The organism is Bacillus sp. I-2, assembly GCF_001974945.1.
GTDB classification, from domain to species: Bacteria; Bacillota; Bacilli; order Bacillales; family Bacillaceae; genus Bacillus; species Bacillus safensis.
In genome coordinates this window covers 96,211-110,996 of sequence record NZ_LZRW01000032.1, presented here as the reverse complement: position 1 = coordinate 110,996, position 14,786 = coordinate 96,211, and the positions used below count along the sequence as shown (strand labels likewise).

The 14,786-nt window shown below is 41.8% G+C and carries 12 protein-coding genes; 1 reads left to right on the top strand and 11 read right to left on the bottom strand.

Annotated features, from left to right (window positions below):
- Positions 1–180 precede the first annotated feature (180 nt).
- The 11 genes from BAE31_RS09545 to BAE31_RS09495 form a co-directional block, all read right to left on the bottom strand.
- Entirely contained in the window at positions 181–1,203 is a 1,023-nt protein-coding gene (locus tag BAE31_RS09545) for a glyceraldehyde-3-phosphate dehydrogenase (protein WP_024425707.1), read from the bottom strand.
- Between the two features lie 171 nt (positions 1,204–1,374).
- Entirely contained in the window at positions 1,375–1,980 is a 606-nt protein-coding gene (gene coaE / locus BAE31_RS09540; RefSeq protein ID WP_041107206.1) for a dephospho-CoA kinase, read from the bottom strand.
- Between the two features lie 13 nt (positions 1,981–1,993).
- A complete protein-coding gene (ytaF, locus tag BAE31_RS09535) occupies positions 1,994–2,626 on the bottom strand; it encodes a sporulation membrane protein YtaF (RefSeq protein ID WP_034279660.1) in 633 nt (210 codons plus the stop codon).
- Positions 2,627–2,800: 174 nt separating this feature from the next.
- Positions 2,801–3,634, bottom strand: coding sequence for a DNA-formamidopyrimidine glycosylase (gene mutM, locus BAE31_RS09530; RefSeq protein ID WP_076840307.1), 834 nt, complete (start codon positions 3,632–3,634; stop codon positions 2,801–2,803).
- 26 nt (positions 3,635–3,660) lie between these two features.
- Positions 3,661–6,300, bottom strand: coding sequence for a DNA polymerase I (gene polA / locus BAE31_RS09525; RefSeq protein WP_076840306.1), 2,640 nt, complete (start codon positions 6,298–6,300; stop codon positions 3,661–3,663).
- 255 nt (positions 6,301–6,555) lie between these two features.
- The gene (gene pnpS, locus BAE31_RS09520) at positions 6,556–8,298 is read right to left on the bottom strand and encodes a two-component system histidine kinase PnpS (protein ID WP_024424787.1); all 1,743 of its coding nucleotides are present in this window, start codon (positions 8,296–8,298) and stop codon (positions 6,556–6,558) included.
- Positions 8,291–9,019 carry a response regulator transcription factor gene (locus tag BAE31_RS09515; RefSeq protein WP_024426141.1) on the bottom strand — a complete coding sequence of 243 codons (729 nt, stop codon included), beginning with the start codon at positions 9,017–9,019 and terminating at the stop codon, positions 8,291–8,293. The genes pnpS and BAE31_RS09515 overlap by 8 nt, the downstream gene beginning before the upstream one ends.
- A 185-nt stretch (positions 9,020–9,204) precedes the next feature.
- The gene (gene mdh / locus BAE31_RS09510; RefSeq protein ID WP_008356047.1) at positions 9,205–10,143 is read right to left on the bottom strand and encodes a malate dehydrogenase; all 939 of its coding nucleotides are present in this window, start codon (positions 10,141–10,143) and stop codon (positions 9,205–9,207) included.
- A gap of 34 nt (positions 10,144–10,177) precedes the next feature.
- Positions 10,178–11,449, bottom strand: coding sequence for an NADP-dependent isocitrate dehydrogenase (gene icd, locus BAE31_RS09505; RefSeq protein WP_024424789.1), 1,272 nt, complete (start codon positions 11,447–11,449; stop codon positions 10,178–10,180).
- 147 nt (positions 11,450–11,596) lie between these two features.
- Complete coding sequence (gene citZ / locus BAE31_RS09500) at positions 11,597–12,715, bottom strand: citrate synthase (RefSeq protein ID WP_024424790.1); 1,119 nt, start codon at positions 12,713–12,715, stop codon at positions 11,597–11,599.
- Positions 12,716–13,091: 376 nt separating this feature from the next.
- On the bottom strand, positions 13,092–13,556 hold the full coding sequence (locus tag BAE31_RS09495) for a DUF441 domain-containing protein (protein WP_024424791.1): 465 nt from the start codon (positions 13,554–13,556) through the stop codon (positions 13,092–13,094).
- 100 nt (positions 13,557–13,656) lie between these two features.
- Here BAE31_RS09495 and ytvI point away from each other — a divergent pair, with 100 nt between their 5' ends.
- Positions 13,657–14,775: a sporulation integral membrane protein YtvI gene (gene ytvI / locus BAE31_RS09490; protein WP_076840305.1), complete on the top strand. Its 1,119-nt coding sequence runs from the start codon at positions 13,657–13,659 to the stop codon at positions 14,773–14,775.
- The last annotated feature ends 11 nt before the right edge of the window (positions 14,776–14,786 follow it).

Genomic DNA, 14,786 nt, shown 5'->3' with positions numbered 1-14,786 from the left:
GACATATACCACGGGGGAAAGTTAGTCCTAAGAGGTCCTAACCCTTTAAGTATACCCGAATGAGTCTGCGAACAAGAAGTTCACGAAAAATAGTATACTTTGTTTAGACCCATTTTGCAAGCTGTGTTTTTAGTGGGATTTTCTCTCATTTCTTGAAAAGGGACGATCGTCTTCTTCATTTCAAACAGCAGACAGCTCTTTCATCTGTGCGCCGACAAACTTCACAAGATCAACCACTCGGCATGAATAGCCCCATTCATTGTCATACCATGCAAGAACTTTCACTTTTCTCCCTTCCATTACCATCGTTGTCAGTCCATCAACGACTGCTGAATAAGGGTTTGTGTTAAAGTCCGTAGAGACAAGCGGCTCATCTGTGTAATCTAAAATACCGGCAAGAGATGTTTTAGATGCATTCGAGAAGGCTGCATTGACTTCTTCTGCTGTCACATCTTTTTTCAAGTCAACGACAAGATCAACCATCGACACATTGGAAACTGGTACGCGGAGTGCAAGTCCGTGCAATTTTCCTTTCATGTGCGGAAGCACTAAAGAAAGCGCTTTAGCGGCACCCGTCGTAGTTGGAATAATGGACTGAGCACATGCTCTCGCCCGGCGCAGATCCTTATGCGGGTTATCGATATTTTTTTGATCATTTGTATAAGCATGAACCGTTGTCATTAAACCATTGTCGATGCCAAATTCATCATCTAACAGTTTCACAACTGGTGCTAAACAGTTTGTTGTACAAGATGCGTTTGAAATAATGACGTGCTTTTCAGGATCAAGATCATCCTCATTGACACCCATTACAATCGTAATGTCTTCATTTTTACCTGGAGCTGTTAGAACGACTTTTTTCGCTCCAGCATCTATATGGCCCATCGCTTGATCTTTTGAATTAAATTTACCTGTTGCTTCAATGACGATATCAATCCCAAGCTCTCCCCATGGAAGCTGCTTTGGGTCTCTATTATTAAGCAAAAGAACTCTTTTGCCATTCACAATCAAGGCGTCATCTTCTGCTGTCACATCACATTCGTAACGTCCATGATTTGTATCATATTTAATTAAATGTGCTAGCGTTTCGGCAGGATAGCTTGCGTTCACCGCTACAATTTGAATTTGATCATCAAGCATTGCTTTTCTGAAGACCATGCGTCCAATTCTGCCAAACCCATTGATCGCTGCTTTTACCTTCATGAACAGGTCACTCCTCTATTATGTGTTATACTCAATAAATTTATTTATGAAATTAGTATATCACATTAGAATGTAATTGCCAGTATATAAACGTATATTTTCTAAAAAGGGCTGTTCTTTTCAAAGGAAATCAGAATAAAGCATAAAAAAGAAGAGTACGTGTATGTACTCTTACTCATCTGTATGTTCCCATTCATTTAATATGTTCTGCAATTGCCTTCTAATAAATGCGAGATCTTGTGTGTTCTCTATCACGCGGTCTGCTTTTTTACATTTCTCCTCAAGAGGCTGCTGAGAGTGAATACGATTCAGCGCTTCTTCCTCGCTGAGGTCATTTCGATTCATGAGCCGTGACAGCTGCAATTCGGGCGTTGTATACACCACAATGATGCGGTCGACGAGACTTTCCAGCTGACTTTCAAATAAAAGCGGGATATCGAGGACGACGAAGGTTTCCTTCTGACTAACCCCTTCATCTCTCTGTTTGAGCATTTCTTTTCTCACTTCAGGATGAACAATCGCATTCAACTGCTTTCTTTTCTCTTCGTCAGAAAAAATGATGGCTCCAAGCTGCTGCCGGTTCAGCTCCCCATTTGGCAGGAGAACATCCTCGCCAAAGGTTTGAACGATTTGATGAAGGGCTGGTGTTCCTTTGGCAACCGCTTCTTTTGCAATGACATCTGCGTCCACGACGCGGATACCTTGCTCTTTTATCATTTGCGAGACGGTGCTTTTTCCACTAGCAATCCCACCTGTTAATCCAATGACAAGCGTCAATTGATTTCCTCCTTTACAGCTTCCACACCCCAATTAAAATGAGCAGAAGCCCTGGTAAGCATGCAAGTTTATCGATCCAGCGCCAATTTGCCAAGTAATGACCAGAACGGAGCCCAATACACACAAAGAGTGAGCTCATCACGGCCACAGTGATACTCATGACAATTGGAGAAAAGCCTAGAATCGCAGCGCCAATCCCTGCGCCAAATGCATCAATGGATAAAGCAATCCCAAGAAGCACCGCTTCTATTCCATTGATCGTCCCAGAACGGTCAATATCTGCACTTGTCGGCTTTCGCAAAATTTGAATGACAAGACCAAGCGATTGCACTTCCACATTAAGCAATGTCTTTTCATGAAGAAGCAAATCACGCTCTTTCGCTGGTTTGTAAAATTGATAAAGAACCCAAAGTCCAATGGCGATCAAAATGCCTCCACCAAGTTTATCTGTCACTGAGACAGGGAGGAATGTCGTCAGCAGGCTGCCAATCAGCATGGAAATGAGCAGCACAATCCCTGAACAGCATGCAATAATGACAATCGCTTTAAATGGAATCTTCATTTTACGAAGTCCATACGTAAAGCCTACAGAAAAGCTGTCAATACTGACTGCAATAGCTAAAAACAGGAGCGAAATCGAAATCATACCTGAACTCTTCCTTTCTGTTCATGCAACGATGATCAAGAGTCTCTAGGCGTCCTTAGACTCTTCTTCACTATATGAAGAGCAGGTGGGCTGTGTGTCAGTCTACACCTTGCTGAAAAATGAATGCTTTTTATCGTATGCACAGCAAAAAGGAAGCATGCTGATGGCTGATTTTTATTGAGGACGTTTTTGGCAGGTCACACAAAAATGAGTGCCGCGTCCTCCGACTACTGTTTTCTCAATGATGCTTCCGCATGTTTGACAAGGCTCTCCCCGCCGGTCATACACAAGAAGCTGCAGCTGAAATGTTCCAATATCACCTTGTGAATTGATATATGAGCGAATCGTGCTTCCTCCTGCATCTACCGCCACTTGAAGTGTATCGATAATATGCCTGTGAAGCACTTTACAGGATTCAAGACTGAGCTGATTCGCTTTTGTTTCTGGATGAATGCCCGCTTTAAACAAAACCTCATCTACATAAATATTACCTAGTCCCACGACAATCTTTTGATCAAGCAGCGCTGTTTTGACCACACGGGATGTTTTTTTCAATTGCTCCCATAAAAATTCCGGAGTGAATTGATCATCAAAAGGCTCATATCCCAGCTGTGAAAGCGGGAGTTCCTTTTCTTCTTCACCCGGCTGAAATAAATGCATCGTGCCAAATTTACGTACATCATGGTACCGAAGCTCAGTACCGTCTGTAAACGTAAAGACGACGTGAACATGTTTATCGTATGGCTCATGCGCTTCATGTACACGGTATTTTCCTTCCATCCTTAAATGGGAGACCATCACGTAGTGGTCTAAATGAAAGAGCAGGAACTTTCCTCTTCTTTCAATGGTTTGTATCGTTTCTCCTACCATCCTTCTTGCGAACTCTTCCGGCTCCCCAGGACGTTTGATGATATTTGGCCATTTGATATCGACCGTTTCAATCGTTTTTCCTTCGACTAACCGCTTGAGTGTGCGCCGGACGGTTTCAACTTCTGGTAATTCCGGCATGCTCCTCGCTCCTTTTTCTCTCTCTATTATTTTGCGTCGTACCAAGATGGCCCTGAAGCAAAATCAACTTTTAGCGGCACATCTAGCTGAAGTGCATTTTCCATGACTTCAGGGACAATTTTTTCAAGTATGGCAATTTCTTCTTTCGGTGCTTCGAAGATCAGTTCATCGTGCACCTGTAATAAAAGATTTGCCTGCAAGTTTTGTTCTTTTAACTTTCGCGCCATATCAATCATAGCTTTTTTAATAATATCAGCTGCACTTCCTTGGATCGGTGTGTTCATAGCTGTTCGTTCGGCAAAGCTTTTGATATTAAAATTACGGCTTGTGATATCCGGGATATACCTTCTGCGTTTGAGAAGCGTCGTGACATATCCTTTTTGTTTCGCTTCCTGCACGATTTCTTCCATATAGGTTTTCACGCCTTTAAAGCTTGTTAAATAGCGTTCGATAAAGGCAGCTGCTTCTTTTCTTGTGATCCCAAGGTTTTGAGATAACCCATAATCACTGATCCCATATACAATACCAAAGTTGACAGCTTTGGCTTGTCTTCTCATAGAGGAAGTCACTTCTTCTTCTGAGACATGGAACACGTCCATCGCTGTCTTCGTGTGAATATCCATATCTTGCGTAAACGCTTCGATCAAATTCTCATCCTGAGAAATATGAGCGAGTACACGCAGCTCAATTTGAGAATAGTCAGCAGCAAACATGAGCCAGCCTTCTTTTGAAGGGACGAATGCTTGACGAATCTTTCGTCCTTCCTCTAAACGAATCGGGATATTTTGCAGATTGGGATCTGTTGAGCTTAGTCTTCCTGTTTGCGTGAGCGCTTGATTAAATCGTGTATGCACTTTATGGGTATCCTTGCGCGTTACTTTCATTAAGCCTTCCACATAGGTCGATTGGAGCTTTCCAATTTGGCGGTAATGCAGAATGGACCGAATGATCTCGTGCTTATCTTCAAGCTTTTCAAGAACATCCGCAGATGTCGAGTAGCCCGTCTTTGTCTTTTTAATAACCGGCAGGCCTAATTTTTCAAAAAGAATCACGCCAAGCTGTTTAGGAGAATTGATGTTAAACGTTTCACCTGCTAAGCGGTGAATGGTTTCTTCATATTCTTTCAGCTTTTTCGTTAACTCTTCACACATCTTCTCTAGGCGCTCAATATCTACCTTTACGCCAAGGGATTCCATTTCACCTAAGATGAGGGCAAGCGGCAGCTCTAAGTCTTCATATAGTTCATGCTGATCATTTTTTTCTAGCGCTTCAAGTGTTAAATCATGCAGAGCAGAGATCGCCGCTGCTTTTCGCCCAAGATGTTCCTTCAGTTCATCTTCAGGTGGAATCGCCTGCTTTGCTCCTTTTCCGTACACTTTTTCATCAGAAAGAGCGATGTTGAGACCGTATTCCTTCGCCACACTTGCGACGTCCTCATACGATTTCTGAGGGTTGACGACATAGGAAGCAAGCAGAACATCGTTATCGACACCTTTTAGATCGACATCATGCCATCTGAGGGCGACAACGGCTCTTTTTGAATCAAAGACCCATTTCTTCTTCGTTTCATCCTGTACCCATTGTTTAAATGCATCTGATTGAAGCGCATCTTCTTTCGTGATAAAAAACGCACCATTTTCATTATGGATCGCAAAACCAATCAAATCTGCTTCATGATAATTATCTCCAAGCTGTTCTACCACAAGGGCGGCATGATCTGACAGCATCTCATCCGTTACTTCGGTCATTTTTTTCACTTCTAATGCTTCTACTTCGACCTGTTCACCTGTTTCTGGTGCTTCTCCTAGACGTTCTAGCAGCGTTTGAAAGCCTAGTTCTTTATAAAGAGAGATCACTTGATCCATATGAGGACCTTCATATGCGAGATCCTTGCTTGATACATCAATTGGCGCTTCTACAAGAATCGTTGCGAGTTTTTTACTCATCACTGCCTGCTCTTTATATTCTTCAAGCTTTTCTTTGAGTTTTTTCCCGCTGACTTCGTCAATATGTTCAAGCAGGTTTTCAACCGTTTCAAACTGCTTTAACAATTTAATCGCTGTTTTTTCACCTACACCTGGCACCCCTGGGATATTATCTGAGGAATCTCCCATCAAACCTTTCATATCGATGATTTGATCTGGGCGCAGGCCATATTTCTCTTCAATATGAGCCGGTGTGTAATATTCAACTTCTGTAATGCCTTTTTTCGTAATTGCCACCGTCGTATGGTCTGTTGAAAGCTGCGTTAAGTCCTTATCTCCTGAGAAAATTTTGACTTCAAAGCCGTCTTTTTCTGCCTCCACAGCCAATGTCCCGATAATATCGTCTGCCTCGTATTGAGGAAGCTCGTACCTTTTCACCTGATAGGCATCTAATAGTTCACGGATAAATGGCATTTGTTCTGATAGCTCTGGCGGCGTTTTTTGTCTTCCGCCTTTATATTCTTTAAATGTCTCGTGGCGGAACGTTGTTTTTCCCGCATCAAATGCGACAAGCATATGGGTTGGCTTCTCGTCCTCGAGCATCTTCATTAAGATCATCGCAAAGCCATAAATGGCATTTGTATGGACGCCTTTATCATTTGATAATAGCGGCAAAGCAAAAAAGGCTCGATAAGCGAGACTGTTTCCATCCACTAGTACTAATTTCTTTTTGTCTGTCATGTTTTAATCCTCCATCGGCTGAGCCATTTCAGCCGTCTCTTTCACACATTGTATCATCATTTTATCAAAGTTTATTTTGAAAAGAAAATAGTCGAACCTGCATAAAAAAAGGGACGAAAACAATAAGTGTTTTCGTCCTTACAAAATTGGCTCCTTGGATGAAGGGGTTCCTATTCATCCTACCAATGATTGTTTAACTAAACATGAATTCATTGTAAAGATCATGTAAATTTTAACGTGACTTTCCTTTTTTCCCTATTTTGATTTCAGGCTCACTGTAAAAGTCGTTCCTTTCCCTTGTTTGCTATGGACCGAAATCGTCCCTTCATGCGCCTCCACAAGGTGTTTGACAATGGCAAGACCAAGTCCTGTACCGCCTGAATTTCTACTTCTATCTTTATCAATTCGATAAAATCTCTCAAATATTCTTGGAATCTCGCTTTTCTTCATGCCGATTCCTGTATCTGCTACATCAAATTCATAGGCGCCTTTCCGCGGTCTTGCTGAGATGGTGACACTCCCTCCCTCTGGTGTATAGGTAAGGGCATTGTTCACGAGATTGAGGAAGATTTGCTTTAACCTCAGCGGATCTGCCATCACATAGACAGGCTCTTTCGGGATTCGCACTTGTAATTGAATGCCTTTTTCTGCGGCCTTTTGTTTTAAAAGGACTTCAATCTCTTGAATGATTTCTGTCGCATTGGCGTCTTGAATATTCAGCTTGAAATGCTGCTGCTCGATTTTGGAAAGATCGAGTAAATCTTGAATGAGAGTTTCGAGACGGACACTCTCTTTTAGAATGATGGAAAGGAATTGTGTCAGCGCTTCTTTGTCATCAATCGCTCCATCAAGAAGAGTTTCGGAGAATCCTTTAATCGACGTAATCGGTGTCTTTAATTCGTGAGACACATTGGCGACAAAATCTTTTCGCATCTGCTCCAGCTGCTTTGTTTCTGTCACGTCATGAAATACAAGGACAATTCCTTTCCATTCATCGTCTGTACTTAAAATGGGAACACCATCCACCTGGAAGTAGCGCCGTTCAATGTCAACGGCCAGGCGTAAAAACTTCCGCACCTTCGTTTCTGTCATGAAAATTTCGTCAATCAGCTCAATAATTTCTTCATGAGTAAATGCTTCATGATACAGCTTGTGCATGTAAATGTGCTTTTGCACCTTAAACTGCTTGCGGAAAGTTCGATTGACTAGGTTAATATATCCCATCTTATCAATCAAAATAATTCCTGCACCGATGTTTTCAATGACTGTTTGCAGACGGTCCCGCTGCATTTCCCCAGTGCTGGTCATTTCTTGAAGGCTTTCTGCCAGGCGCTTCATTGATGTATTAAGCTCACTTGTTTCGATGATGAGCTCTTCATAATGATTGGTATCATAGTTCCCGCGTTCCAGCTGTTTGGCTACCTTTGTGGCATAATCTATCGGTTTTACATATTTCATCGACATGCGGTATCCAAAGAAAACGATAATAATAATCGCCGAGCCAAGACAAACGGCTAATGCGAGCCAAAGCTGGCCGTCAATTTCATTTAAAGGCTGGAATGACGCATGGAGAAATAAATAGCCCACTGGTTTGTTTTGTTTCAGGATAGGGACTGCGTAATGAAACAGCGCATCCTTCTCATCCTCAATGACGACGCCTTTTGTTTGAAGGCGTTCATTGTTCAGTGTGTTTTGAATGATGCCCCTTTGCTCCGCTTGACCCGTTGTATGTATGATATTCCCCTTCAGGTCCACAATTGACGCATTCATATCGAGATGCTGCTTTGCCTGATTGAGGATCTCCTTGTTTTGCTTCGCCTGCAGATCATCACCATCCATGGAAGAAAGAAGAAAGCTCGATTCATTTTCCATTCGTTCCGTTAATTTTGTTTCATAAAAAACATGGAACATGTGATCCAAAAAAAGGCCAAGTGCAACAAACACAATAAAAAGGAGAAAAATAAGGCCCGAAAACAGACGGGTTCTAATTTTACTCATTTGGCTTTGGCTCCTCCAATTTGTAGCCTAAGCCGCGAATGGTTTTAATGTATGTTGGTTTTTTCGTATTCTTTTCAATTTTGTCCCGCAAGTGGCTGATATGTACATCCACAATACGAGTATCACCCGCAAAGTCATAATTCCAAACGGCACTTAGCAGCAGATCACGTGTGAGGACACGTCCTTTATGCTTGGCCAAATAAAGCAGCAGTTCGAATTCCTTCGGCGTAAGCTCTAGGCGTTCTTCTTGGAAGTAGACTTCATAGTGTTCTGGTAAAATGCGCAGTTCACCAATTTTGATTTGGTCTGCAATGACCTCTTCCTTCTCCTCTTGCGCGGGGACAGGCTGAGATTGCTGCGCTCTTCTCAAGATGGCTTTTACCCGAGCACCCACTTCTCTAGGACTGAATGGCTTTGTCATGTAATCATCGGCTCCAAGTTCAAGACCGAGCACCTTATCAAATTCATCGTCCTTTGCTGTCAGCATTAAAATAGGGAACATCATTTTTTGAATTCTCAGTTGTTTGCACACTTCAATGCCGTCCATTTTCGGAAGCATTAAATCTAATACAATGAGATCAGGCTGTTCACTTGCTGCTTTTTCAAGCGCTTCTTCCCCATCTCTTGCTGTGACGACATCATAGCCCGCCCTTTCAAGGTTATAGCTTAGAAGTGTTACAATCGATTCTTCATCATCCACAACTAATATTTTTTTATTCATGTTGTGCCTCCAATTAGTGATTTCCCCTGCATCCGTTTTTTTGTATCTTATGTGAAAAGCGAGAAGTCATGCTTTCTCTTTCATTTTAACGAAAGCTTAACAAGAGGACAATTTAAAATTTCGACAAGATTGGTTTTGTAAACAAAAAGAAGGCCCCTCATAAGAGAAGCCTTCTTTTTTTCATATTAAGACAATACTTTCATGACGTTCTTAACAGATTCAACAGAACGGTCAAGCTGACTTCTTTCTTCTTCTGTCAGCTCAAGCTCAATGATCTGCTCAAGGCCGTTTCCACCTACGATTGTTGGTACACCAAGGTAAATGCCTTCGTAGCCATATTCACCTTCAAGGTATGCAATCGTTGGGATCACGCGGCGCTGATCTTTTAGAATCGCCTCAACCATTTCTACGAGTGAAGCAGCAGGTGCATAATAGGCACTACCGTTACCTAATAGGTTTACGATTTCGCCGCCACCTTTTCTTGTTCTTTCAACAATCGCATCAATACGATCTTTTGGAATCAATGTTTCAAGCGGGATACCGCCTGCATAGGAGTAACGAACAAGCGGAACCATGTCATCGCCATGTCCACCAAGCACAAATCCCGTCACATCTTTGACAGATAGGTTTAATTCTTGAGCAACAAACGTACGGAAGCGTGCTGTATCAAGAATACCCGATTGTCCAATGACTTTTTCTTTTGGTAATCCTGATTCTTTATAAACGGCATATGTCATTGCATCAACAGGGTTTGTTAACACAACAATAATGGCTTCTGGAGAATATTTAACGATTTCGCGTGTCACGCTACGCATGATTTTTTCATTTGTTGACACGAGATCGTCACGGCTCATTCCCGGCTTTCTTGCAATTCCTGCCGTAATGACCACGACATCAGAACCGGCTGTATCTTCGTAGTTAGAAGTGCCTGTAATGTTCGCATCGAAGCCTTGAACAGGGCTTGCTTCCAGCATATCAAGAGCTTTCCCTTTTGTTGGGTTCTCAAGCTGCGGGATATCAACTAATACGACATCCGCTAATTCTTTTTGAGCCGTTAGAAATGCTGTAGTTGCTCCTGTAAAACCTGCTCCGATGACAGATACTTTTTTACGCTTGTTTGCCATTTCCTTTTTCCCCTTTAACTTTAAAGTTTAAGAATCAAGACAAGTTTTTGATGAGCTCGTCAGCAAACTCAGAACATTTCACTTCTGTTGCGCCATCCATTAATCTAGCAAAATCGTATGTGACGACTTTAGATGCAATTGTTTTTTCAACAGATTGAATCACTAGATCAGCTGCTTCCTGCCAGCCAAGGTGCTCAAGTAAAAGCACGCCTGATAGAAGAACAGAAGATGGATTCACTTTATCAAGACCAGCATATTTTGGTGCTGTTCCGTGAGTCGCTTCAAAAATAGCGTGTCCTGTTTCGTAGTTGATGTTCGCACCAGGTGCGATACCAATTCCACCAACTTGTGCTGCAAGTGCATCAGAGATGTAATCTCCATTTAAGTTCATTGTAGCCACAACATCGAACTCAGCTGGACGAGTTAGGATTTGTTGAAGGAAAATATCTGCAATGCTGTCTTTGACAATGATTTTGCCAGCAGCTTCTGCTTCACTTTGCGCTTTGTTTGCCGCATCTTTTCCATCTTGTTCTACAATACGATCATATTGTGCCCATGTAAAGACTTTGTCACCAAACTCTTTTTCAGCCACTTCGTAGCCCCAGTTTTTGAAGGCACCTTCTGTAAATTTCATGATGTTTCCTTTGTGAACAAGCGTCACAGATTTACGGCCTTGGTCAATTGCATATTGGATAGCCGCTCTGACAAGACGGGATGTTCCCTCTTCAGAAACTGGCTTGATTCCGATACCTGACGTTTCTGGGAAACGGATTTTATTTACACCTAATTCGTTTTTCAAGAAGTCAATTAATTTCTTCACTTCGTCTGAACCTTTTGCATACTCGATACCTGCATAGATATCTTCTGTGTTCTCACGGAAGATCACCATATCTGTGTCTTCTGGACGTTTCACAGGAGAAGGTACGCCTTTGAACCAGCGAACAGGACGTAAGCATGTGAATAAATCAAGCTCTTGTCTAAGTGCCACGTTTAATGAACGGATTCCTCCGCCAATTGGTGTTGTTAGTGGTCCTTTAATCGCAATTAAGTATTCACGAATGTCTTCAAGCGTTTGCTCAGGAAGCCACTCTCCAGTTTTATTGTAAGCTTTCTCACCTGCATATACTTCTTTCCAAGTGATTTGCTTTTCACCTTTATATGCTTTTTCTACAGCTGCTTCAAGTACTCTTGATGCTGCTTTCCAAATGTCAGGACCGATTCCGTCCCCTTCGATAAACGGGATAATTGGATTATTTGGTACATTCAATACGCCGCCAGTAACTGTAATTTTTTCGCCTTGTGACAATGATATTACCTCCCAGGTTATGTAGTGAATATTTGAAACTTCTTGGCTTGATGTCTGCAAACAAAGAAGTTTTTCACGTGATTCGTTTTTTGTTGATATGGAGGCTGATTGGCCTTTTGAAATCAGCCCCCGCTTATTCTATAAACATTAGTCTCTTTCACTGATCGGAACAAAGGTTTGAAGATCAGGTCCAATGTAGTCAGCTCTTGGACGGATAAGACGGTTGTTGTCATATTGCTCTAGAATGTGAGCAATCCATCCAGAGAATCGGCTGATCACGAAAATTGGTGTAAACAAGTCATGATCAATCCCAAGACTGTGATATACAGATGCAGAATAAAAATCAACATTTGGTGGAAGATTTTTCTCTGATGTCACGATTTCCTCTGCGCGAACAGACATTTCATACCATTTCGGCTCGCCAGTGAGGTTTGTTAAACGCTGGCTCATTTCTTTTAGATGCTTTGCACGCGGGTCACCTTGACGGTATACGCGGTGGCCAAAGCCCATAATTTTTTCTTTCTTCTCTAGCTTACCATGAATATAGGAATCTACGTTTTCAACTTCGCCAATTTCTGAAAGCATCTTCATCACGCCTTCATTAGCGCCGCCATGAAGCGGTCCCTTCAGCGCACCGATAGCCGCTGTTACACCAGAGTAGATATCTGATAGTGTAGCAACACATACACGTGCTGTAAATGTCGATGCGTTTAATTCATGATCCGCATGTAGAATAAGTGCCTTATCAATGGCTTCAATTTCTACTGGTGACGGCTCTTCGCCATTTAGCATATACAAGAAGTTTGCAGCATAGCTGTATTCTTCTTTTGGCTGTACAGGCTCAAGTCCTTTGCGAATGCGTGAAAACGCAGCGACTAGTCCAGAAATTTTCGCCTGTAAGCGAATCGCCTTTCTGTAATTCGCTTCTTTGTCCATAATCTCTGATTCGTCATCGAGTAAACCTAGTAAAGATACTGCTGTACGAATCGCAGACATTGGATGAACCCCATCGAGCGAATAAGATTTAAAATGCTCAATGATTTCTTGCGGAATCTGAGCATTTTCGTTGAGCTGCTGTTTTAATTCACTCAGCTCCTGCTCATTCGGCAGCTTTAAGTGCCATAACAGGTAGACAATTTCTTCGAATGTAGCTTTTTCAGTTAAATCATCGATATTGTACCCTACATAAGTAAGAGTATCATCAATAATTGAGCTTACGGATGAAGTTGTTGCCACGATACCTTCAAGACCTCTTGTTGCTGTCATGTTCAATCTCCCCTTTTTAAAAAGATTCCCCTTCGTTGCAGAATTCTCACTTTTTGAAAGCGCTATCCAATCCGAATAAGATAGCAGGCTCAGAAAAGAAAATGCTTACATTTACCTATACGGTTAGAGCGCTTTTAGCCTCATATCTCTTGTGTGATCAATGAGTTCAAAATTAAGCCTATTCCCATTATAAACAATAATCAGACATTTGTTAAATGTTTAACTATAATTTTTTTTGATATTTTTTTTTCCAGTCTCCCATATCAGGCATGGAATAAAGGGATTTTGCTTCTTTTAATATATTTAATTATGTTTTTTTGCAAAAGCTCACGCAAGAAAAAATTTAAAAAAGAAAGTGGCAGGAACCACTCTCTTTTCACCCGCTGAAAAATTTCACAGCCTGCATCGCCAAATAAGCAATTCCTGCCCCGATAAGCGGCCCAACAGCCACTCCTTTAAATAAGCTGACTGCCAAAATGGTACCGAACACAAGCGCTGCCGTAATATGCGGATCATTTTCGAGTAGCACAATCCCGTTTTTTGCAATTAATGCTACTAATATACCCGCTCCAAGAGCTATCCAAGCATAGGAAGATTTCATCGCTTCTCCAAGCTGCTTAAATCCAATGTCACCTGTTGCAATCGGGACCAGCACTGCAATGGTAATAACGGTGACTCCCCAATTAATGCCTTTAGATTGGAGAACCGGGAAAATTTTTTGATCCAGGCCAATCAGCTTAATCGCGATCAGCACAGAGACTGCTACAATTAACGAATTGTTTTTTGCAATAAGTGCAATAACGAGTAAAAGTACCAAAAATAAATTTGCTTGAGTAAACATACGCCGCTCCTTTCTTTCTTTTTATTGCGACCTTTTCATATTACTAATCTTTTTGAATAAAATGAAGTATCGGACATGCTTGTTTTTTGGAGGGGATTGTGTGAATCACGCCTATGTGGCCATTTTTTTGCGAAGTTTGATGATGATCAGCATTGCTGTTTTTGCTGTTGTCTTTTTATATCAGTCTTTTCCGTTTTTATATCCTTTTTGGATCGCCCTTATTGTGTCTTGTTTGATTCATCCTGCCGTATGCAAAATCGAAGAGATCACTGGAATGCCGAGAGGATTTGTTGTGGTCATTGTGCTCTTGCTCTTTTTAGTCGCAGCTGCCGGCTTAATGACGCTTTTAGTAGCAGAAATCATTTCAGGAAGTGCTTATTTGGCAAAGGTGCTGCCCCGCCATCTTGATCAAATGATTGGTATTGTGGAGCAATTTTTCACAGACAAGATTCTGCCTTTATATCATGATGTGACGGCCCAATTTAATACGCTTCAAGCAGGTCAAAAGGAATCAATTTTGGGACAAATTCAAGCACTCGGTGATGAAGCGGCCGCAAAAATCGGGACTTTTCTTTCTAAAACACTCGAGCTTATTCCGGCTTTTTTGGGTCTTTTGCCTGATGCAGCAGCCACTCTGTTATTTTCTGCTCTGGCAACTTTTTTTATCACGAAAGATTGGTTTACGTTAAAAACATATGGCTCACGTATCTTTCCCGCAAAATGGATGCAGCATACACGTGCCATTTTATCTGAAATCAAAAAAGCCATTACCGGCTTTATGAAAGCCCAGCTCCTGCTTGTGGCCATGACGATTGGTATTGTATTGATTGGACTCATCATTTTAAAAGTTGAGCATGCCCTTGTGATTGCTTTATGTATCGGGCTCGTCGATTTACTTCCATATATCGGGAGCGGCACTGTTTTTCTACCGTGGATCATTTATTCTGCTATGACAGGAAATCTTTCCCTCGCCATTGGACTGGGCATTTTGTATATTGTCGTCCTCATTCAAAGACAAATATCAGAGCCAAAAGTCTTAAGCAAATCCATCGGACTTAATCCTTTAGCAACGCTTGTTGCGCTATTTGTCGGGTTAAAATGGTTTGGTTTTCTTGGACTTGTGATTGGCCCTGCTTCCCTTGTCGTGTGGCAGGCGTTCCGTAATGCAGGAGTTTTCAGAGATATTTATGAGTACATTCGGTATGGCATGCAAAAATAAAAGAGACCTTC

Coding starts and splice junctions, on each gene's coding strand:
- BAE31_RS09545 (WP_024425707.1), bottom strand. CDS start 1,203: ATGAAGGTAAAAGCAGCGATCAATGGGTTTGGCAGAATTGGACGCATG.
- ytaF (WP_034279660.1), bottom strand. CDS start 2,626: ATGATTTCGATTTCGCTCCTGTTTTTAGCTATTGCAGTCAGTATTGAC.
- mutM (WP_076840307.1), bottom strand. CDS start 3,634: ATGCCGGAATTACCAGAAGTTGAAACCGTCCGGCGCACACTCAAGCGG.
- polA (WP_076840306.1), bottom strand. CDS start 6,300: ATGACAGACAAAAAGAAATTAGTACTAGTGGATGGAAACAGTCTCGCT.
- pnpS (WP_024424787.1), bottom strand. CDS start 8,298: ATGAGTAAAATTAGAACCCGTCTGTTTTCGGGCCTTATTTTTCTCCTT.
- BAE31_RS09515 (WP_024426141.1), bottom strand. CDS start 9,019: ATGAATAAAAAAATATTAGTTGTGGATGATGAAGAATCGATTGTAACA.
- mdh (WP_008356047.1), bottom strand. CDS start 10,143: ATGGCAAACAAGCGTAAAAAAGTATCTGTCATCGGAGCAGGTTTTACA.
- citZ (WP_024424790.1), bottom strand. CDS start 12,715: ATGACAGCAACAAGAGGTCTTGAAGGTATCGTGGCAACAACTTCATCC.
- BAE31_RS09495 (WP_024424791.1), bottom strand. CDS start 13,556: ATGTTTACTCAAGCAAATTTATTTTTGGTACTTTTACTCGTTATTGCA.